18 protein-coding genes are annotated in these 20,879 nt (G+C 40.0%); 12 read left to right on the top strand and 6 right to left on the bottom strand.

The window, feature by feature from the left end; genetic code table 11:
- Nucleotides 1–143: 143 nt before the first annotated feature.
- Together C7B62_RS18145 and C7B62_RS18140 are read right to left on the bottom strand one after the other, a co-directional pair.
- Nucleotides 144–1,631: a hypothetical protein gene (locus C7B62_RS18145; RefSeq protein ID WP_106240148.1), complete on the bottom strand. Its 1,488-nt coding sequence runs from the start codon at nt 1,629–1,631 to the stop codon at nt 144–146.
- Nucleotides 1,632–1,781: 150 nt separating this feature from the next.
- A complete protein-coding gene (locus C7B62_RS18140; protein WP_106240144.1) occupies nt 1,782–2,423 on the bottom strand; it encodes a TetR/AcrR family transcriptional regulator in 642 nt (213 codons plus the stop codon).
- A 325-nt stretch (nt 2,424–2,748) separates the two neighbouring features.
- On the opposite strand from C7B62_RS18140, the gene C7B62_RS18135 reads away from it, so the two are divergent.
- The 5 genes from C7B62_RS18135 to C7B62_RS18115 all read left to right on the top strand — a co-directional run bounded on the left by C7B62_RS18135 (nt 2,749) and on the right by C7B62_RS18115 (nt 11,229).
- Complete coding sequence (locus tag C7B62_RS18135) at nt 2,749–4,308, top strand: pitrilysin family protein (protein WP_106240140.1); 1,560 nt, start codon at nt 2,749–2,751, stop codon at nt 4,306–4,308.
- 68 nt (nt 4,309–4,376) lie between these two features.
- Complete coding sequence (locus C7B62_RS18130; RefSeq protein WP_106240137.1) at nt 4,377–5,942, top strand: iron uptake porin; 1,566 nt, start codon at nt 4,377–4,379, stop codon at nt 5,940–5,942.
- Nucleotides 5,943–6,085: 143 nt separating this feature from the next.
- Nucleotides 6,086–8,092 (top strand): ATP-binding protein, encoded by a 2,007-nt coding sequence (locus C7B62_RS18125; RefSeq protein ID WP_106240133.1) that lies wholly within the window; start codon nt 6,086–6,088, stop codon nt 8,090–8,092.
- Nucleotides 8,046–8,885 carry an NAD(P)/FAD-dependent oxidoreductase gene (locus C7B62_RS18120; RefSeq protein ID WP_158260707.1) on the top strand — a complete coding sequence of 280 codons (840 nt, stop codon included), beginning with the start codon at nt 8,046–8,048 and terminating at the stop codon, nt 8,883–8,885. Before C7B62_RS18125 ends, C7B62_RS18120 begins: the two co-directional genes overlap by 47 nt.
- 25 nt (nt 8,886–8,910) lie before the next feature.
- A complete protein-coding gene (locus C7B62_RS18115) occupies nt 8,911–11,229 on the top strand; it encodes a ComEC/Rec2 family competence protein (RefSeq protein WP_106240127.1) in 2,319 nt (772 codons plus the stop codon).
- An 18-nt stretch (nt 11,230–11,247) separates the two neighbouring features.
- Here the strand turns inward: C7B62_RS18115 and C7B62_RS18110 are convergent, their stop codons facing one another.
- Entirely contained in the window at nt 11,248–11,736 is a 489-nt protein-coding gene (locus C7B62_RS18110; RefSeq protein WP_106240123.1) for a DUF4079 domain-containing protein, read from the bottom strand.
- 60 nt (nt 11,737–11,796) lie between these two features.
- On the bottom strand, nt 11,797–12,549 hold the full coding sequence (locus C7B62_RS18105) for a hypothetical protein (RefSeq protein WP_106240120.1): 753 nt from the start codon (nt 12,547–12,549) through the stop codon (nt 11,797–11,799).
- 299 nt (nt 12,550–12,848) lie between these two features.
- Between C7B62_RS18105 and C7B62_RS18100 the strand changes: the two genes are divergently transcribed.
- The 4 genes from C7B62_RS18100 to C7B62_RS18085 all read left to right on the top strand — a co-directional run bounded on the left by C7B62_RS18100 (nt 12,849) and on the right by C7B62_RS18085 (nt 16,471).
- The gene (locus C7B62_RS18100) at nt 12,849–13,862 is read left to right on the top strand and encodes a zinc-dependent alcohol dehydrogenase family protein (RefSeq protein WP_106240116.1); all 1,014 of its coding nucleotides are present in this window, start codon (nt 12,849–12,851) and stop codon (nt 13,860–13,862) included.
- Between the two features lie 307 nt (nt 13,863–14,169).
- Complete coding sequence (locus C7B62_RS18095; RefSeq protein WP_106240112.1) at nt 14,170–14,871, top strand: hypothetical protein; 702 nt, start codon at nt 14,170–14,172, stop codon at nt 14,869–14,871.
- A gap of 131 nt (nt 14,872–15,002) precedes the next feature.
- Nucleotides 15,003–16,061 carry a 3-deoxy-7-phosphoheptulonate synthase gene (gene aroF / locus C7B62_RS18090; RefSeq protein WP_106240109.1) on the top strand — a complete coding sequence of 353 codons (1,059 nt, stop codon included), beginning with the start codon at nt 15,003–15,005 and terminating at the stop codon, nt 16,059–16,061.
- Between the two features lie 71 nt (nt 16,062–16,132).
- Complete coding sequence (locus C7B62_RS18085) at nt 16,133–16,471, top strand: DUF3082 domain-containing protein (RefSeq protein WP_106240105.1); 339 nt, start codon at nt 16,133–16,135, stop codon at nt 16,469–16,471.
- Nucleotides 16,472–16,625: 154 nt separating this feature from the next.
- Here the strand turns inward: C7B62_RS18085 and C7B62_RS18080 are convergent, their stop codons facing one another.
- Nucleotides 16,626–17,591, bottom strand: a complete 966-nt coding sequence (locus C7B62_RS18080; RefSeq protein ID WP_106240100.1) for an isoaspartyl peptidase/L-asparaginase — start codon at nt 17,589–17,591, stop codon at nt 16,626–16,628.
- Nucleotides 17,592–17,658: 67 nt separating this feature from the next.
- Nucleotides 17,659–17,820, bottom strand: a complete 162-nt coding sequence (locus C7B62_RS18075; RefSeq protein ID WP_106240096.1) for a DUF2256 domain-containing protein — start codon at nt 17,818–17,820, stop codon at nt 17,659–17,661.
- Between the two features lie 62 nt (nt 17,821–17,882).
- Here C7B62_RS18075 and C7B62_RS18070 point away from each other — a divergent pair, with 62 nt between their 5' ends.
- From C7B62_RS18070 to C7B62_RS25810, 3 genes are all read left to right on the top strand, one after another.
- The gene (locus C7B62_RS18070) at nt 17,883–18,659 is read left to right on the top strand and encodes an RNA methyltransferase (RefSeq protein ID WP_106240092.1); all 777 of its coding nucleotides are present in this window, start codon (nt 17,883–17,885) and stop codon (nt 18,657–18,659) included.
- Between the two features lie 413 nt (nt 18,660–19,072).
- Nucleotides 19,073–20,350 (top strand): serine hydrolase, encoded by a 1,278-nt coding sequence (locus tag C7B62_RS18065; protein WP_233220028.1) that lies wholly within the window; start codon nt 19,073–19,075, stop codon nt 20,348–20,350.
- A 110-nt stretch (nt 20,351–20,460) separates the two neighbouring features.
- Nucleotides 20,461–20,607, top strand: coding sequence for a hypothetical protein (locus C7B62_RS25810; RefSeq protein WP_158260706.1), 147 nt, complete (start codon nt 20,461–20,463; stop codon nt 20,605–20,607).
- The last annotated feature ends 272 nt before the right edge of the window (nt 20,608–20,879 follow it).

Here is a 20,879-nt window from a genome sequence, read left to right as displayed (position 1 = left end):
AACCTTCTCTCGATCTAGAGCCGAAAGAATTATTGGCACTACCTTCTGCTACTTTCTAACTTTGTCGAACTCACGTTTAAAAAGAGGTAACTGATCATTGATCATTGCTCACTGTTGAATGATAATATTTTCACCAACTTTGACTAACTTTGCTGGCGTAAACTGCGAGTTTGCTCAAGGATGTCTTCAATATCTTCTTGGGACAGACGCTGAACATAGTTAATTTTAATTTCTTCTAACAAGTCAACTAACAGTAGCTCGATTTTAGTCATACTCTGCTGTGCTTGTAGCTCACTGGAAACCGACTTGCCTATATTGCTAATTAAGCTCTCAACAAGGCGATCAAACTGCTTGTCTTCTGCCAAGGCTGCTTGAAGAGTGCTGCTAAAGGCACTATAAGTTTGAGATACTAGTTGATAACTGATGATGGAGACAGTGCGATCGCCCCCAGGCAGCATTTTGATTCCTTGATAAGCGGGGCTTTGCTTGAGGGATTTTTCGATGCTATATTGCAGCAGAGTTTCCACTTCAGGCCCAATTGCCGGTAATACCCGATCGGCGGTTACTTTAGCTAATATTCTAATCAGTTCAATAATTTCATTGGTGTCGTTAATGTCAACATAAGTATTAGTAGTTTGTTGAGATAGCAGTCTTCCTAGATCGCCATTTCTAACCGAAGTTTGAATCTGATTAATTAAACGGATAATCACTACTTCTGTGACATCTTCGGCAATTCCTGCAACTAAACCTTGACTTAGCTGTTTCTGAATCGAATTTAGGTTAATTATCCGTGCCTGACTCAAGCGCACCGTGACGGGAATTACTCTTAGCCAGCGCCAAATAGGCAGCAGAAAGAAAATATCATACCAGCGCCAAAGCATCGCATCAAGCCAGCTGATGCCCACACGACGACGACTAATAAACCAAGTCCGCCCTAAAAATTCGAGGGCAAACAAAACACCGAAAGGAAAATCAATCAAGCCAAAATAGTCAACATAGCCACCATTTTCGCCGATGGCGCGATAATAGTTGGTTTCTAACAGTGGTTTGATTTCCGTTTCAAAAAAAGCCATTTCCTCAGCCACCCTACCTTGGAAATAGTCAGGTGTCCAAAAACGCCAAAATGCAGCCTTGGCTGAATTATCTTGATTGGGAAGATGCGATCGCATCCTGTTTTTAATTCTTTCTAAATTACCCGTTTTATTTGCTTCGGCAAAAGCATTGGTTTGAACTATCTCAATACTACGACGGCGGATATCCCCAAAGAGAGTCTTCGCCCTGGCAGAATCAACCCCATTAGAAGCTAATTCAAGTTCTAGCTGTTCCACCTTAGCCAGATATTCTTGGGTATCGCGATTGGGAATAATTCCTTTCACTACATCGTATTGGGTGATTGACTGAGAAACATTTTCTGGTAGCAAATCAAGTTCAATACCTGGAAGCTGACCATAGGCAGTCTTAATTTCGCCGATGGTAACTTGACCCAGCAGCCAAAAATCCCGCAAAGGAATATAACTTAGATCAAAACCCACGATGACGAGGTTGATTACAGCGACTAAAGCCATAAACCTCTCTAACCAAAGATTTGGTCTATATCTTCTAATTCTGGGAGTTCGTTTAACGATAGTCACTGATTATTGCTCATTGCTCACTGCTCACTGCTCACTGCTCACTGCTCATTGCTCACTGCTCACTGCTCATTGCTCACTGCTCACTGCTCACTGCTCACTGCTCACTGCTCATTGCTCACTGCTCATTGCTCACTGCTCATTGCTCATTGCTCATTGCTCATTGCTCAAAACGCCACGAAGAAAAATATCGGAGATACCTTCTGCCATTTCCTGCATCGCTTTGGGGGAAGCATCGGGGTTCATGATAGTTTCTTCAGAAAATCCAGCGATCGCAAATATACCCAAGAATACCTTAGCGACAATTTTCGGATTCATCCGCCGATAAATGCCTTTTTCCATTGCTGTTTCAAAAAAAGCTTCTGCTACATCGGTCATTTTGTTGATTACTTCGGCTTGAATGCTTTCTCGCAATTCGGGGTGATATTGAGCCTCAATAAAGCAAACCCGCATTAAATCGCTATTTTTTCGCATATTGAGCATTCTACGGCGCATTACCTGAGAAACTGCTTTATAGCTCCCCATTTCACTCAGTTCGGTTAATAAGTCGGTGAGAATATCAACCCATCCAGCAGTAGCCACCTCAATTAAAATCGCTTTTTTGCTGTCGAAATGACGAAATAAAGTTCCTTCTGCCACTCCTGCTGACTTGGCTAAATCTTTGGTAGTTGTACCTTCATAGCCACGTTTTGCAAATAATTGCAGTGCCGCCTGTAAAATTTTAGTGCGTGTATCTTCTTCTGTTTGAGGAGTTTGACGCATTTCTCTCCAGGCTTGCTGTGAAAAAACTTGCATAGGCTTTTGATAGTTATCATTAATCGCAGGTTATAGACAAGTAGATTGTGATTGATTGCATAGTAGTATCGACTATACTAAAATCACTCTCAAAGATTCAGAAAATAGATCAGAAATTTGACTGTCTAGAACTTTACGATAATCGGATATGGCAAAAGGTCATCATTTTCTGGCTCAATTCTTTACAGATTGTTATCTATATTTATTCAATACTTATTCCTTAATGGTTATTTTCTCGTAACCAGAGGGGCAAAATCTGAGTAGAGTAGAATATAACCGCAGCATTTGTACGGGCATGTAAAGATTAATTACTTAGGGAGACTGAATGAAATCAGATAGAGCTAATCATTATGGGTTAACCAAATCGCGCTGGATAGTTGTCATGGCGATCGCGCTTTTGTGGTGGAATTGTGCTGGTTTATCTGTCTTGGCTGCGACTCAAACTCAAACACAGTCATCTATTCAACCTTATATTAATCGGGTAATCAAACAAATTACTGAGTTTACCCTTGATAACGGGTTGAAGTTTATTGTCCTGGAAAACCATGAGGCTCCCGTGGTTTCTTTTGTTACCTACGCCAACGTGGGAGGAGTTGATGAACCCGATGGTCAAACTGGCGTAGCTCATTTTTTAGAACATTTGGCTTTTAAAGGTACCCAAAAAATTGGCACTACTAACTATCCTGCCGAAGCTAAAGAGCTAGACAAGCTCGACACAATTTTTGCCGAAATTCAACAGGTGCAGAAGTCAGGAGATAAAACCAAACTAGCACAGCTAACAGAACAGTTTGTGGCGACTCAAGCTGCCGCAAATAAATATGTAAAACAAAATAAATTTGGGGAGATTGTTGATACTGCGGGTGGAGTTGGTTTAAATGCTGCCACCTCTGCCGACTACACTAGCTATTTTTATAGTTTTCCTGCCAACAAACTAGAACTTTGGATGTCTTTGGAATCGGAAAGATTTCTTGAACCTGTATTCCGCGAATTTTATCAAGAAAAACAGGTAATTTTAGAAGAGAAGAGGATGCGTACTGATAATTCCCCCATCGGTAAAATGATCGAAGCATTTCTCAATACCGCCTATGATGTTCATCCCTACAAACGACCTGTAATTGGCTATGACGAAGATCTTGGCGCTCTATCTAGAGAAAATGTAGAACAGTTTTTTAAGACTTATTACTCACCGAATAACTTGACTGTGGCGATCGCTGGGGATGTAGATCCTGACGAGGTACGAAAATTAGCCAAAACCTATTTTGGGCGTTTTCAACCCCAACCTCAACCTGCTGGCGTCGCTAAAGTTGAGCCTCCTCAAACAAAAACTAAGGAAGTTACGGTCACTTTTCCCTCCCAGCCTTGGTATCTTGAAGGCTATCACATTCCTGCTTTGAGCGATCCTGATTATGAGGTACATGAAGTCATTGCTGAACTACTAAGCAGTGGCAGAACCTCTCGTCTCTATAAATCTTTAGTAGAAAAACAGCAGGTAGCTCTCTCTGCTGAAAGTTTTAGTGGTTTCCCTGGGAATAAATATCCCAATTTAATGCTAGTTTATGCTCTTACTGCCCCTGGAACTAGTGTTGATAAGTTAGCCACCGCATTAAGAGCTGAAATTGAACGTCTAAAAACCGAACCTGTAACCCCAAAAGAACTTGAACAGGTTAAAACTCAACTCAAAGCAGGTTTATTACGCACCCTTGATTCTAATATGGGTATGGCAAATTTACTGGCAGAATATGAGGCAAAAACGGGTAGTTGGCGCAATCTATTTGAGGCATTGACCAAGCTAGAGGCTGTTACTCCTCAAGATATTCAACGAGTTGCGCAAAAAACATTTACTGACTCAAATCGTACTATTGGCAAGTTACTTCCCCCTAGCTAACTAGCAAGATGCTCTTGCTACAGATTTTTGTCTGTATTTTGCATCATAATGCCCAAAGAAATTACTAAATGCAAAAATCCATGTTAAATCCTTTAATTCGCTTGTTTTCTGTGGGAACAAGCATTTTTAGTGTCTTGTTATTTTATTGTAATTGCGTTAGCGCCAAGCCGTTAAATAACTATCAAGATGATCTGGGGCAGGTTACCAACGTTAATGAATTAAGAGATGCAGATCCGACTGACTGGGCTTATGAAGCACTAAAAAGCTTAGTAGAACGCTATGGCTGTATCTCAGGATTTCCCAACCAGACTTATCAAGGCGATCGACCTCTAAGCCGTTATGAATTTGCAGCAGGATTGAATAGTTGTTTAAACCAGATTGAACGCCTAATTGCTAGCTCCCGCTCAGTATCAGCAGAAGACCAAGCAACTTTAGCACGATTAAGTCAAGAGTTTGCAGCAGAATTAGCAACTTTAAGAGGCAGAGTCGATGAACTTGAAAGCCGAACTGGCGTTTTAGAAGATAACTCTTTTTCTACTACTACCAAACTAAATACAGAGATTATTAATTACGTACTAGCAACATTGGGTGACCAAAAGCCAGACGGTAATGAGATTGATGAGGAAATAACTTTTAGCAGTCGAGTTCGGCTTAATTTTAATAGCAGCTTTACAGGAGAAGATCTTTTAAGCGTCCGTTTACAGGCAGCAAACATTACCAGTCCTGTTGATTCTGGAGGTACTAATTCTCTAGCTCTCAACTTTGAAGGAAATAATGAAAATAATGTTGAAATAGATCTTTTCTATTACAGTTTTCCCCTGACAGAAAAAATATCAGCTTTAGTTGGTACTAATGGTGTTTTAATTGATGATATTTTTGATGTTGCCCCAACTATGGGAGCAACTTATGATAGTCTGTCTCTTTTTAGTGCTTACAATAACCTAATTTACGATAATGGCAATCAGGGTGGAGCAGCTTTAGGTTTAAATATCGAAATTTTAGAATCGGTAAATTTAGATGTTGGCTACTGGGCGACTAATCCCGCTGATCCTCAGCCAGGCAATGGTTTATTTAATGGTAACTATGCAACTGGAGCCAATTTAAATATTTCCCTCTTAGAAGAACGTTTAAATATCGCTTTAGCTTATCTTCGGGCCTATCAAGGAGCAGGAACTGAATATGATTTAGCTGGTTTTGTCGGTACAGATGCAGCTACAGATCCTTTTGCAGACAGAGCGAATGCTGCTAATAATTATGGACTGGCTGCTAGTTTTCAACTTCTAGAAAAACTAGCTATAGGCGGTTATGGTGGCTATACTACTGCCTCGACAATTGATGATAATGCTGATGCTGATATCTTAAACTGGAGTGCTTACGTTACCTATAGTGATTTCTTAAAAGAAGGCTCAAGCTTTGTGGTTAGCTTTGGTCAGCCACCTACGTTGATTGATTCGACGGGAGATGCGATCGCCGATGACCCAGATACACCTTATTTATTGAACGTAGAATATCAGTATAGCTTGAATGATTTTATTCAACTTACCCCTGGAGGCTATGCTCTGTTTAATCCTAATGGTGATGCAGATAACGACACGATCTACGTCGGAACTTTACGAACTATTTTGAGCTTTTGATAAATTTATGTTTAAAGCAGTATAGATAAACTATAACGCAATCATCATCGGTTGCTACATTTATAAGTGCAAGTTGGCAAAAATCTCATCGCTTTTAATATGCTTGCTCACTTTATGTCTCAATCGATGCTGAACCAATAAATATGAAGATCACTTCTCCAGAGAAAAAGAGCTTTAGATTACCGTTACGTCTAATTTTGATTGTCCCATTTTTAGTACAAATTTTTGCTTTGGTGGGATTAACTGGCTATTTATCTTTGCGTAACGGGCAAAAAGCGGTCAATGATTTAGCAAGTCAAATGCGCTCCAATGCCACTAATAATATTGATCGGCACTTAGATTCTTATTTATCCATTCCTACTAAACTGAATCAAATTAATTTGCAAGCTGTTAGATTAAGTCTTTTAAAACTGAATGATTTTGAACGGACTGAAAAGTACTTTTGGGCGCAGATGCAAGAATTTGATGTCGGCTATGTAAACTATGCTAATACAGAAGGAGAATTTATTGGTGTAGAAAGACTTGAAGACAATACTTTTGCCATCCACGAGGTTCTTAAACCGAATATTCTTGGCTTAACTAGTTATGCCACCAACTCTAAAGGTGAGCGTACCACTTCAGAATATGAAGCAGATAGTGGTGATACTCGCGAAGAAGGTTGGTATGCCGATGCAGCGAGAACTCGTCGTCCAGTTTGGAGTGAAATTTATCAATGGCAGGATAAACCAGAAATACTATCAATTTCTTCTAGTTATCCAGTTTTTGATAGCGAAGAAAAGTTTATTGGGGTGATTGGGGTAGATCTAATTCTTTCGCAAATTGGCGATTTTCTTCATCAACTTGACATCAGCCCATCAACTATAATTTACATTATTGAACGTGACGGTTCTTTAGTGGCTGGTTCGGGAACAGATTTGCCATATCGTATGGTAGCAGGAGAACCGCAAAGAATTCAAACTGCCGATAGTTCAAATTCTGTAATCAAGGCGACTACTCAAAACCTATTGCGAGAATATCAGTCTCTTGACAAGATTAACCAAGCCCTACAAACTGAATTTTTTCTAGATGGGGAGCGACAGTTTGTGCAAGTAGCTCCTTGGCAAGATGAATTGGGTTTGGATTGGTTGATTGTGATTACAATGCCAGAATCAGACTTTATGGCACAAATTAATGCTAATACTCGAACCACAATTATTTTGTGTCTAGGGGCTTTGGGTGTTGCAATAGTATTAGGTTGGTATACTTCTCGCTGGATTACTCGACCAATTTATCTTTTAAGTGAAGCTGCTGAAGCGGTAGCTCAAGGAGACTTGGATCGACAGGTTGTCATTAGTGGGGCAAAAGAAATAGTTTTTTTGTCTAGATCCTTCAATAAAATGGCTCAAAAGCTTAAAAGCCAGTTTAGTTTTCTAGAAAATGTCAATAAAGAATTAGAGCTGAGGGTAGAAGAAAGAACGATTGAGTTAAGAGCTGCAAAAGAGGCAGCAGAAATAGCCAATCAAACCAAAGATCGAGTTTTGACTAATATCAGTCAAGAGTTGCGTACTCCCCTAAAAGGAATTTTAGGTTATTCCCGAATTTCGCAACGGAGTCTTAGTGAGATTAAACTAGATGAACTTAATAATTTTGATTGGCAAGAAATTAAATATAGTCAACTCAATAATTTAAAAATTATTGAACAGAGCGGTAATCATGTATCTTCTCTTGTCAACGATATTTTAGATTTAGCCAAAATCAAAGCTAATAAAATAAAGCTTAGCTATCAAGAGTTAAACTTTGCTGAATTTATGAACAGCATTGTTAGCATTGTTAAAATCAGAGCCATAGAGAAAAACATCGAGCTAGAATATCAATCTTTAGGTAACTTACCTACTTACTTTTACGCTGATGAAAAGCGATTGCGCCAAGTCTTGATTCATCTGTTAGATAATTCAATAAGGTTTACCAATCACGGTAAAGTAGTTCTTAAAACTAGTGCGATCGCCTACTTTCCACCCCAACCTAGTTCTATTGCTTCTATGGCGAAACAGACGATTAGATTTGAAATTAAAGATACTGGTGTGGGAATTGCTAGAGACGAAATCGCCAAAATTTTCCGACCTTTTGAACAAGCTAGCAATAGTAAAAAACATCAAGGCAGTATTGGTTGATGAAACCTATGTAGTGAAAAATGGTAGTGGTCAAATTATTGAATCTTTGGCAGCAGTATTTGCCGATCGCATTAAAACTAACAAACGGTTGCAAAAAATTATGCCAGATGGTTCTGGTTATCGCTTATTATTTAGCGATCGCTCAATCGTCGATGCAGATTATGTAATTATTGCTGTTCCTATTTCTAGGCTGCGTAATCTAGATTTCCAGGTTGAACTAAAACCTAAGTTTAAAAGGTTGATTCAAGAAGTAAACTTGGGGAAAAACGACAAAGTAATTGCTGGGTTTGAAAATCGAGTTTGGCTACAAAACGAGGGATTTACTGAGACTGTTTGGTCTGATCTGGGTTTTTGTCAAGCTTGGGATGAAACTCAACGTCAACCAGAACTAAAAAATGCTGCTTTGACTTTTTTCCTCGGAGGTAATGAGGTAGGCGCAAATCAGGCAAAATCTCTATCTACTCTTAAACAGGATTTTCTCGAACATTTTGAGCAAATTATTCCCCAAGCAAAATCCACCGCTACAGGTAAAGTTTTTCGTACCAACTGGAGTCGAGATCCTCTAATCAAAGGAGGTTATACTAATTTTGAACCTGGACAATATACAGAATTTAGTGAGTTTCGCTACATTGAATCAGAAGTTCCCCAAGAACGCCAACAAGTTGCTTTTGGTAATCTTATATTTGCTGGAGAACATTTTAGTGATGAATTTTACGGCTATATGAATGGTGGAGCGCAAACAGGAAGGCTGGCAGCGCAAGTGATTACTGCAAAAATCAGCCTTGTCAAATAAGGCGAATTGTCTCCTACAACGAAATATGCTATTGCCAAGGAGTTGGGAAGGCAAAAGTTATGGAGGTGTGTTTTACTGGGATGCGTTGTTTAAAAACTGGTTTATGAATCGCACCAACTGGATAATTATTGGGCTGGCGTACATTATCGGTTTATTGTCAACTAGTTTAATGATCGATTCAACCTCTGGTTTGAGTTTAAAGAGATTGGCGATGGGAACGGCAATATTGGTCGCATTGGCTGCTTTTATGGCGATCGCCCAGCGTAGATGGAGTACAGTTGCTTTGAAAATTAAAGCCCGCGTCTGGATTGTGGCCGTTATGGTGGCGATCTTTGCCGTTGGGTATTTTCACCTACGGATTCCTCAACCGAAATACAATGATATCAGCTATCAGATTACGAAGAGCGATCGCCAAGCTAGTTCTTTAGAATACCCAAAGGGTAATCGTCCACTAGTTCATGTTATGGGAACAGTTTTAAACGAACCTAGATTGAACGATCGCCAGCGTTTGAAGTTTTGGCTGAAAGTAGTTAAAGTTGATGATGAAGTAGTTTCAGGGAAGCTCTATGCAACTTTACCTTTATTACAGGGGACTGGTATTTATCCAGGACAACAGTTAAGCATAACGGGATTTCTCTACTTACCCCCACCACCCAGTAATCCTCAAGGCTTTGATTTTAGGCAATATTTAGCTCGTCAAGGAATATTTGCAGGTATTCAAGGAACAGAAGCCAACTTTGAAGATCGAGAGCCTGGATGGGGTTGGTGGAGGCTGCGCCAGCGCATTGTCTGGAGTCAGCTACAGGGTTTGGGTAGTCCTTTAGGGCAATTAGTTAGTTCAATCGTGTTGGGGGGTAAGGCGGTAGATCTGCCGAGTGATATTCGCGATCGCTTTATAGCAGCAGGATTAGCTCATGTGCTGGCAGCATCTGGCTTTCAAGTATCTTTATTATTAGGCTTAATTTTAAAATTAACCGAATCTATTGGTAAAAAACCTCGGTTGGCGATTGGGTTCGGGACGTTGATTGCTTATTTAGGTTTAACAGGAATTCAGGCTTCTGTATTACGAGCTTGTTTAATGGGGGTTGCCGTATTGCTGGCACTAACGATTGAGACTAAAGTTAAACCATTAGGTTCTTTGTTCTTGGCCGCCGTAATTATTTTACTATTCGATCCGCTATTAATTAGAGATCTGGGCTTTCAACTAAGTTTTCTGGCAACCTTGGGCTTAATTGTCACTCTTGCAAAACTACAAGCAAAACTAGACTGGCTACCTACTCCTATCGCCAGCGTAGTTGCTGTTCCTCTAGCTGCATCCATCTGGGTATTGCCCTTACTTTGCTATCAATTCAATACTCTATCCACCTACAGCATTGGGGTTAATATTCTCTGCACACCGTTGATTACCGTAATTAGTTTGGGGGGAATGCTGAGTGGGATTGCAGCTTTGATTATACCTGCTGCGGGGAGCGCGATCGCTTCCTGGTTGTTTTATCCGACAACGTTGCTGATCGGGATTACTAACTTCTGTACTAGCTTACCAGGCAATACCTTGGCTGTGGGGCAAATGCCTTTGAGTATACTGTTAATCATCTATGGACTGTTTATTTTAATCTGGTGCAACCAATGGTGGCAAAAACGCTGGTGGCTGGGGTTAATCCTGCCGATAGTCTTTTTCAGCACCACCGCTATTTACAATTCAACTCAAGTGCAGATCGCCGTTTTAGCTGACCAACAGTCACCGATAATTGTGATTCAAGATCGCAGTAGAGTAATTTTGATCAATAGCGGTCAAAACAATCAAGCGAAGTACAGCTTATTACCTTTCCTGGCACGACAAGGAATCAACACCATCGATTACGGATTAGCCTATGATAATAGTGCCAATTCAGCTACAGAATGGCAAAAAATAAGTCAGCGTGTCCGAACTAAAACTATTTTTACCTCACAAGCAAATGATGTATCGGAAATTATTACTAAATCTGCTCGTCTGACTATAGATTACGACTTAAATGCGACCGAGATCCAAATAGCCGACTATAGCTGGTTGATTATCGGCAAACCTGTTAAAAAAGGCAATACAGAGCAACAAATCGCCAATTATATTAAACAACGTAATCTTACCTCCCAACATACCATCATCGTGTCTTCAGAAGATCTTGCCTCTTCATGGCTGGAACTATTAGAACCTGAAATAGCGATCGCCTCTAGCGATCAGATCGCTCCTGAAACTAAGCAAATATTCCAGCAAAAACAAATCGAATTCCACAACACCGCAGTCGAGACACTGATTCGCTGGACTCCACACCAAGGTTTAATCCAGACGCAAGATCTCTTAAACTAAAACTAAGTCAAGCTTGTTTCAATTTGAGATAGATAAACCTAACTTTAAACCCAAGACAGCATGAGCAACAAGAATCAACAAGGCAGTGCTGCCTACGTAAGCATGTACTGTTCTGGCTGTAGCTTTATTGCCAATAAAACCTGTAGCTGCAATTAGGGCATTGATCGTCAGCAAAGAAATGGCAACCGTACCTGTTACGAAGTGAGGACTTTCTAAAATAGGCTCTCCCTGCATTACTAAAGACAGTACCCCGCCTGTATAGCCCAAAAGTAAAAAGATATACATTAAAGGCGCAATTTTGCGATGATCGGCTTTATTTTTGCTTGCCATTTCCTGATTAATAGTTGCCAGGGTTCTACTACGCCAGCCAGCCCAAGCTGCTGCACTACCCATAGCAAAAACTACAATGCCCATCATCACAGGGTGTCCCCAATGAACTATTGGTTCTGGAGTTCCTAAAGTATTAAACCAATTGGCGATCGCCTCGATTGAAGATCTAATGCTCATGCTGATATTGCTTAACTAAACTTAATAATACTTATAACTATACATAAAGAGCCGAAGAAATTATTGAGTAATTCCTGATGAGGGAGTATCTAATACAGCTTGAGGAGAATGTTTAAACTGAAGAGGAATTTTAATGGCTGAACGTTGCTGGATAATTTTTTTTGCGCCTAAAAGTTCTAGACTTTCCAATAAAGCATCTTTAATCACTGCTGGTTGAGGCTCAGATAACATCAGGCGATAATATTCAATAGACTGTCCATAATGCTCGGCAGATAAACGATTGCTAATTAATAAGCGGGTTAACTGTCGAATTGCCACTAAGCGCTTGAGGCGATCGCGATCGCTCAAATCAATCAACAATTGATCTAATTTAGCTTCGAGGGAATGAGCTTTTTTAGCTCGTATAGACCAGAGTAAAACAATTAGAGTAATTAGGCTCATCAAACCCTGAAGAATAGTGCCAGTGGCTAACCATTGATTGTCTGCATCAGCCCAAACAGATGCAGCAAGGTAAGTACAAAAAGCTGCCGATGCTCCAGTACCAACGGCTAAAGTTAGCTGGCGATTAGAACCGACAAAAAAGTTACGCCATTGCCGACAATAGTTTTGCCAGTGAGAATTTTGGGCAAGATAGCAAAGAGACATAGCGCCAATACCCACGCTAGTAGCCAAAAATAACTTCCAGTTCAGCCACCACAAAAGAGCAAAAATTCCTAAGCAAAGTGCTTGACCACTCAAGCGATGAAACTGCTTGTCCTTGAGCAATAATCTACAGATATTTAAAGTTTGTTGCCAGCTAGTTGCTTGAGACACAAAAAGACTTACCAATCCTATTCCGCTTTAATATACTATTTATCTTTAATCGTTGGCGACCTTTTGTGACAAACAGCTATATTTCCCAAACTTATGCCGATATTTCATGATGATATCCTTACCTACAAAAAATCATGTTTCAAATATTGTTCTTTGGGAGTCTCTGTTTTTCCACAAGAGAAAGCTTGAAGAAGTGGTGAAGGCTATATTTGAGTGTAGTTAGTTGTCAGTTGTACCCTTGCGGTATACTTCAAATCAGCAACGCCAGAAATAGAAATTGTTGTTTATGGGCGATCGCTATGCGTGGAATGACTTTAAATAGGGCTGGTCAACCCTTGGAATTGAAAGAATTGCCTATTCCTGAGCCACAAGCTAACCAAGTGCTGCTCAAAATTCATGTCTGCGGTGTATGCCGTACAGACTTACACATAGTTGATGGTGAACTGACTAAGCCAAAACTTCCCTTGATCTTAGGTCATCAAATTGTCGGTACGATAGTTAAAAACGGCGCTCGCGCCACAAAATATTCGGTGGGTACTCGTGTCGGTGTACCGTGGTTAGGACATACCTGTAATTGTTGTCGATATTGTTTAAGAGGTAAAGAAAACCTGTGCGATCGCGCTTTATTTACAGGCTACGACCTTAATGGTGGTTTTGCTGAATATGCCGTTGCCGATGAAAGCTTTTGTTTTCCAATTCCCAAAGATTTTTCTGACTTACAGGCAGCACCTTTATTATGTGCAGGATTAATTGGCTATCGTTCCTATCGTCTGACAGAAGATGCAGAACGGATCGGCTTTTATGGTTTTGGGGCTGCTGCACATATTTTGATTCAGGTAGCAAAATATCAGGGAAAACAAGTATATGCGTTTACGCGATCGGGGGATACTCAAGGGCAGGAGTTTGCCCGCCATTTGGGAGCAGTTTGGGCAGGAGGTTCGGATGAACTACCACCAGAAGAATTGGACGCAGCGATTATCTTTGCCCCTATCGGTAATTTAGTTCCCGCAGCACTGAAAGCAGTTGCTAAGGGTGGCATCGTTGTCTGTGCAGGGATTCACATGAGCAATATTCCCAGCTTTCCCTATCAGATTTTATGGGGGGAACGGGTATTACGTTCCGTTGCTAATTTAACGCGCCAAGACGGAGACGAATTTTTAGCTTTGGCCCCACAAATTCCGATTAAAACAGAAGTTAATGCTTTTCCTCTATCTCAAGCAAATAATGCTCTAAATGCTTTACGAACTGGCAAAATTAATGGTGCTGCCGTGCTAGTAGTGGAGCAAGAGCAAAATTGTAGTCATTTCAAATAGCAGTAGCCCTAAAGGATTCCCTTCGGTCTCAAGTAGCCAATAAGATTTACCATAATCATTAATAGACCTGTCTTGAAAATAGAAACTGTAACAACATAAATTCGTTACACAGCAGAAAACTTTGAGCTTCCATTTGAAGGTCAACTATCAGAAAACAATCGTTGGGTCATAGTGGCACAACTAATACCTTACTTACTATTAAAAATTGGTATTAAATGATAGTTTGCGCCGAATAAACAAAACTAATTGATACCCATTCAATTAAAAGTAGTTTAACATTGACTTAATTGTTTCTTGATGATTGTTAATGAGTAAACTAAATTTTTATAAATTTAAATGGACAAGTTATTTAAAATATTTTTCTCTTAAGCTTCTAGTTTTATTGTTAATTACTGATTTATTATTAATTTTATTTTATGTATTTTGCTGGCTACCTAGCTCAAGCTATTTAAGTATAGCTTTCTCCAAAATTATTTTACATCAAGATCTATTATGGATTACGGAAGAGCAAAGTTATGCTGAAATTTTCCAATATATCAAAGAGTTGTGGATTGTTCTGGTTTTGGGCTTTGGTTATTGGCAATGCAAAAAAAAACTTTTTTTAGCATGGACATTATTATTTAATTATTTATTATTAGATGACTTTTTAAGTATTCATGAAAAAATCGGCCTTAGAGTTATTAATTTTTTTCACTTCCAAGATATTTTAAATTTACGAGCTGTTGACTTAGGAGAAATTTTGGTTTCCACTACAGTGGGGATAAGCTTCTTAATACTTATTAGCTGGGCTTATTCTCAAAGTAACTCTATCGAAAGAAAATATGGGCATATTTTAATCTTTTTGTTATTAATTTTAGCTATTAGTGGCATTTTTTTCGATCTGATCCATGTTGTAGTGTATGACAATCGCAATCTCAATTTGATTTTTGCTTTACTTGAAGATGGGGGAGAACAGATAGCCATGAGTTTTACGTTAGCTTTTGTTTATTCAATCGACTGGAAATATTGAATTTTGATACCCAAATAGTTAAAACTCAAACAACGGCGAGTTAAAAACTATGTTAGTCAGACTACGCTTTCTAAAAAAATTGACTACCATAATTGATATGATAACTTTTCAGTAATTCGGAGTAGTAAATAATGATCGTAGTAATGAAAGTCGGTTCTCCAGAACAAGAAATCCAGAGAATAGAGACGGAATTACAAGATTGGGGACTAACTCCAGAAAAGATCATCGGCAAACATAAAATTGTTATGGGGTTAGTTGGCGACACTGCATCTTTAGATCCTTTACTGCTACAAGAAATTAGTCCTTGGATCGAAAATGTCTTGCGCGTGGAAAAGCCATACAAAAAGACTAGTTTAGAATACCGTAACGGGGAACATAGTAAAGTAGTGGTGCCAACTCCCAACGGTGACGTTACCTTTGGGGTCAATCATCCTGTAGTCGTGATTGCTGGGCCTTGTTCGGTAGAAAACGAAGGGATGATTATTGAGACAGCCAAGGCAGTTAAGGCTGCTGGAGCAAGCTTTCTTAGAGGTGGTGCTTTTAAACCTCGCACTAGTCCTTATTCTTTCCAGGGTCATGGAGAAAGCGCTTTAGAATTATTAGCTGCTGCGCGGGATGCTAGCGGTTTGGGTATTATTACTGAAGTAATGGATACTGCTGATGTAGATAAAGTCGCCGAATTTGCTGATATTGTGCAGGTAGGGGCGAGAAACATGCAGAATTTTCCTCTACTTAAAAAAGTTGGCGCACAGGACAAGCCAGTGTTTCTCAAACGAGGAATGTCAGCCACTATTGATGATCTGTTGATGGCAGCAGAATATATTTTAGCAGCAGGTAATTCCAACGTAATTTTATGCGAACGTGGCATCCGCACTTTTGATAGTCAGTATGTTCGTAACACCCTAGATCTGGCTGTCATACCAGTATTACGCTCCTTAACTCATTTACCCATTGCGATCGACCCTAGCCACGGTGTGGGAGTTGCTAAATTCGTCGGGCCAATGGCCAAAGCGGCGATCGCGGCAGGGGCAGATTCGCTGATGATTGAAGTCCATCCCAACCCTGCTAAAGCTTTATCAGATGGGCCTCAGTCGCAAACCTTTGAAGGTTTTGCCAACTTGATGCAAGAATTGAGTGTGATTGGCAAAGCCGTTGGTCGCTGGTCTGAATCTCCTGTGATAGTAGGCTAAAGCTGGGGGATAATAAAGGAGCAAAGCTCCTAGCTATAAGCCATAAGCTCTAAGCCAATCAGACAAAGATTATGAAAGATACCCCTAATGATTCTGCCGTTAGCGATCCAAAAACAGATGTCTCTTTAGACAAAACAGAAGAAACAACGACACCATTACGCTGTTTTCTTTCTTCTATTATTGCTGGAGCGCTTGCTTTTGCTTCCTATTCGCTATTTAGTTCGATAGTGCAGACTTATGCAACGAAGGCAGTGACTTCTAACAATCCAATTGTAATTAACATCACTTCTGCCGTTAGAACATTGGTGATGGGAGTTGTGGCGTTGGCTACAGGAGTTTTTGCTATGGTGGCGATCGGCTTATTTTTACTGGGAATTCAGCTCATGGTACAAAGTTTTAAAAAGGCTTGAGTGAAGTCAAAAGTCAAAAGTCAAAAGTCAAAAGGATTGTAGCTTCATTAAACATCTTGACAGGAAAGTGAGTTTTCAAAATCGGATTTAGTATTAGAACAGTTAATCCTTGTAGGGGCGAACCGCCGTTCGCCCTTATCCAAACATGTGTTTTTTATTGGGAATGATGATTAGAGTAGCCAATTAAATCTTGGTTATTCCAATTAATCGTATCGCCAATTTTTTCCCCATCATGATAAGCAGCAAGGATTACTTCGCTAGTTTTACCCCAGCAGATAGTTCCGTCAGCAGCGAGCGCAATTGCGCCTAAATCTCGATTACGACTACGGGACTCAGTCATAGATTTGTTCATCGCCTCTGGTAAGGACATCCCATCGGTAACGCGAATGACAATTTTGGCAGCTAAACATTCATCCATAATGTCTTCGCCAATTCCTGTACAGCTTACTCCCGCAGCAGCATCAGCATAGTTACCTGCGGGCATAGCCGAATCACTGACACGCCCAATTCTTTCTAAACCCTTACCGCCTGTAGAAGTTCCTGCACAGACTTTACCCAAGTTATCTAATGCTACTACGCCGATAGTACCTTTACGGGGTTCGTGAACTAAAGCTTCTTCAGCAACAACTGCCGCCATACTTTTATCAAAATTCTCGTCTCTTTCCTGCATCCATTCTTGTAGGCGAATTTCCACCAACGGATTGTAGATGGGTACGTTTAATTCTCGCAGTAGTTCTTTAGCACCATAGTCTGAAAGAACGCGATCGTCTTCTCCTTGTAAATATTGGGCTAGTTCAATCGGATGTCTAACACGAGAAACGTTGATAATCCCGCTAAAGCGCTGTTTAGCACCATCCATCAGGGCAGCACTCATCCTAATCTGACCATCAGACTGCAAGACTGAGCCCGTACCGGCATTAAAAGTTGGCTGGTTTTCGAGTAATTGACAACCCAACACCACCGCATCAACTGCACTACCACCAAGAGAGAGTAGTTCATAAACCTCTGTCACAATATTGTGAAGCGCCTGACGAACTTTAGCTTCTCCCTGTTCACTTTTAATATGTCCTCCTGCGCCACCGTGAATGATAAGTTTGGGCTGTATTTGATTAGCAGACATAATGTGAATGTGATGAAGATAATAATGTGACCAATATTGTTAGTATTTTAAGTGTTAACAGCATCAATTACGATTCACTGTTAGCCGACTGTTTGCGACGACGACAGCGATCGCTACAGTATTTAACATCATCCCAGCATTTCGCCCATTTTTTCCGCCAGGTAAAAGGGCGATCGCATACAGGACAAATTTTAGTAGGTAAATCGGATTTTTTGCGCTGATTCGCCATGTTTTGCGAGTATAAAAAGTATTACAGTTTGATTATTTTTGATTAATTGATAGTCTAGACAAATGAAGCAAAACTTGCTAACTAATATCAGGATTGTGCTGGTAGAACCTACTGGAGCGTTAAATGTGGGGTCGATCGCCAGAATTATGAAAAATATGGGGTTGACTAAATTAGTGTTGGTTAACCCTAGGTGCGATTTAGCATCAGATGAAGCCAGACAAATGGCGGTACATGCAGTAGATGTTTTGGAAACGGCGCAGATTGCGGATAGCATCCCGACTGCTCTAGCTGGCTGTCAACAGGCGATCGCAACTACTGTACGTTCCCGCAGTGTGCCGATCCTCTTGGAATCTCCCGCTACAGTACTGCCAGGGTTGCTCGTTCCTAATCTGCAATCAGCCTTATTGTTTGGCGCAGAGGATCGTGGCTTAAGTAATGATGAACTAAAACATGCTCAAAGATTTATCTGTATTGAGTCTAACCCTGATTACCCTTCATTGAATTTGGCTCAGGCAGTGACAATTTGTGTTTATCAGCTTTATCAAGGTTGGTTAGAAATTAGCCAGGATCATCAGACACCAACTGCATCTTTGCCAGCGATCGCCGCCATACCTAATAATGCGACCATTGAAGTTTTGGAAGGATACTATCAAGATTTAGAGGCAATGTTATTGGAGATTGGCTATTTATATCCTCACACTGTAGCTGTCAAGATGGAAAAGTTTCGTCGCCTTTATAATAAAGCCAATTTACAGCCTGAAGAAGTAGCAATGCTGCGGGGTATTTTGCGTCAAATTCGTTGGGCAAATCAAAATCAAACAAAACTATCTCAAAATTGAGCTTCGACATTTTTTTAAATATTTTTTTAAATTATAGATACATAGCTTGGTGGCAAAAATCCGTAAATTTACCAGTGTAAATTAGAGGACAAAACTACATACTGTTGATCAATGAACAATCAACGCTGAATAGTTTGCGCTCAATTAAAGTGATGTGGCAGTGGCAGAAATTTTGGTTTTAGTTTTAGTTTTAGTTTTAAATTTTAGTTTTAAAATTTAAAATTAGGTTCTGTTCGAGAGTGATGAGATAGGATTAAACTGCATTACTGACAGAGATTAAAGCCACTTTCAATCAAGATTGAGTATATTTCTCATCAACAGAGTTATGATTAAGCGCCATTTTCCTTGAGAGTTAAGGGAAATAAACTAGTTTCTTGCTTCCATAATATGTAATTGTTTTCCAGGAGTTGAGAGTGAATCGTAAAGGCAAAAAGTCTTCTCTGACTAGAGCTAAGGGTGTCAAAGTTAATCCCAAATCACAACCTAATTTTCCAGGCAATTTTGCCACAGCCAAAAAATCCAGCGAGTCTAAACCAAAGCGAGTTAAATCTAAAGCGATCGCGGAGCGTGAAGATCGTCCAATCGCCGAAAATGCTCGAAAAAACTCAACTGCAAGATCAGCTAATCATCGTCGTCCCCAAAAAGCTGCTCATCATCAAACGAAAAAATCTTTCAAAACTCTCAAATTGGCTGCCTATATCATAACTATTACCATTGGTTTAAGCACTATTTTTGGCTCTGTGATGTCAATGGCTAGCTCCTTTCAAGCCACCAAATCGTCAAATGCTAAAACTCCCAGCACCAAAGTAGAAATAAATCGGCAACACAAAGTCAAACTAGATAGTTTATTTGCGACCGTCTCTTTGGGTAAAGAAATAACTCCTCTCAAGTCTCAATTGGAACAATTAGCTACTCAATATCCCGACATCAAACCAGAACTGTTGTTCATAGATTTAGACAATAAAGGTTTTGTTAGTATTGACAGTAAACTACCCCTTCCCGCTGCCAGCACAATTAAATTACCAATCCTAGTCGCTTTCTTTCAAGATGTAGATCGAGGAAAAATTAACCTGGCAGAAGAGTTTATTATGACCAAAGATGTCATTGCGGGTGGTTCTGGTGGGATGCAATATGAGCCACCCAACAGTAAGTTTTCGGCTCTAAAAACTGCGGAACAGATGATGACCAATAGTGATAATACCGCCACCAACATGCTAATCAAACGTTTGGGTGGCATGGAACAATTAAACCAGCGATTTACCAAGATGGGATTGACTGCTACCAAGCTACATAACCCACTGCCAGATCTAACAGGAACAAACACCACAAGTTCAGCAGATTTGGGTAATCTACTAGTCAAAATCGATGGTGGAAGCTTAATTTCTTTGCGATCGCGCGATCGCATGTTATATATTATGCGCAATATAGTTAGAAATACTTTACTACCCGAAGGTTTAGAACCAGGGGCGCTGATCGCCCATAAAACAGGAGATATCAAATCTGTTTTAGGTGATGTGGGCATTATTGATATGCCTAATGGCAAACGTTATATTGCCTCTATTTTGGTCAAGCGTCCCGACAATTCTCCCCTGGCCAAAGAATTTATTCAAAAAGCATCTGGTGTTGCTTATCAATACTTTAAAAACCCTCAAACTACCAGTTTTAAGCTAGAAGAAAATCAAAAACCTTAAGTCTAGTAACGCTGCGCCGAAGTTCATTTAGGGTAATCGGCTTCATTGGTCCTCCTAAAGGATAAGCTTCGCAAATAGGTAGATGCGAACAGCGACGCGATTGCGGAGCGGTGACGGGAGCGAAGCGAGCTAATCCTTCAGGGAATCCTTTAGGGCGTTCGCCCTTACAGGTAGTTCTTCAGGACTGCTTCAAGACAACAGAATCTGTTCAACTGAAAACGGCTGTAATTAGAAAAATGTTTGATTATGTCGAATAGCGGACAGACAAAGACTGTTAAATAATGAAAAAATATACCTGCGATCGCCTTAACGGCTTATGCGGGGGAAAGCGATCGCCAACGTACTCTAAATGCTGATTTTCAAAAGCACATCTCTAAGCCAATTGATATTACCGAGTTGATAACTACTATTGAGTAATTACAACCGTTTTCACTTGAATAGACTCTAATATTTGTTACTTGTTACTTGTTACTTGTTACTTGTTACTTGTTACTTGTTACTTGTTACTTGTTACTTGTTACTTGTTACT

This window comes from Pleurocapsa sp. CCALA 161 (genome assembly GCF_003003995.1).
Taxonomy (GTDB): domain Bacteria; phylum Cyanobacteriota; class Cyanobacteriia; order Cyanobacteriales; family Xenococcaceae; genus Waterburya.
Note: the sequence above shows the minus strand (reverse complement) of the source record. Positions and strands in the feature narration are given on the sequence as shown.

Coding starts and splice junctions, on each gene's coding strand:
- C7B62_RS18140 (WP_106240144.1), bottom strand. CDS start 2,423: ATGCAAGTTTTTTCACAGCAAGCCTGGAGAGAAATGCGTCAAACTCCT.
- C7B62_RS18135 (WP_106240140.1), top strand. CDS start 2,749: ATGAAATCAGATAGAGCTAATCATTATGGGTTAACCAAATCGCGCTGG.
- C7B62_RS18130 (WP_106240137.1), top strand. CDS start 4,377: ATGCAAAAATCCATGTTAAATCCTTTAATTCGCTTGTTTTCTGTGGGA.
- C7B62_RS18125 (WP_106240133.1), top strand. CDS start 6,086: ATGAAGATCACTTCTCCAGAGAAAAAGAGCTTTAGATTACCGTTACGT.
- C7B62_RS18115 (WP_106240127.1), top strand. CDS start 8,911: ATGCTATTGCCAAGGAGTTGGGAAGGCAAAAGTTATGGAGGTGTGTTT.
- C7B62_RS18110 (WP_106240123.1), bottom strand. CDS start 11,736: ATGAGCATTAGATCTTCAATCGAGGCGATCGCCAATTGGTTTAATACT.
- C7B62_RS18100 (WP_106240116.1), top strand. CDS start 12,849: ATGCGTGGAATGACTTTAAATAGGGCTGGTCAACCCTTGGAATTGAAA.
- C7B62_RS18095 (WP_106240112.1), top strand. CDS start 14,170: ATGAGTAAACTAAATTTTTATAAATTTAAATGGACAAGTTATTTAAAA.
- aroF (WP_106240109.1), top strand. CDS start 15,003: ATGATCGTAGTAATGAAAGTCGGTTCTCCAGAACAAGAAATCCAGAGA.
- C7B62_RS18085 (WP_106240105.1), top strand. CDS start 16,133: ATGAAAGATACCCCTAATGATTCTGCCGTTAGCGATCCAAAAACAGAT.
- C7B62_RS18080 (WP_106240100.1), bottom strand. CDS start 17,591: ATGTCTGCTAATCAAATACAGCCCAAACTTATCATTCACGGTGGCGCA.
- C7B62_RS18075 (WP_106240096.1), bottom strand. CDS start 17,820: ATGGCGAATCAGCGCAAAAAATCCGATTTACCTACTAAAATTTGTCCT.
- C7B62_RS18070 (WP_106240092.1), top strand. CDS start 17,883: ATGAAGCAAAACTTGCTAACTAATATCAGGATTGTGCTGGTAGAACCT.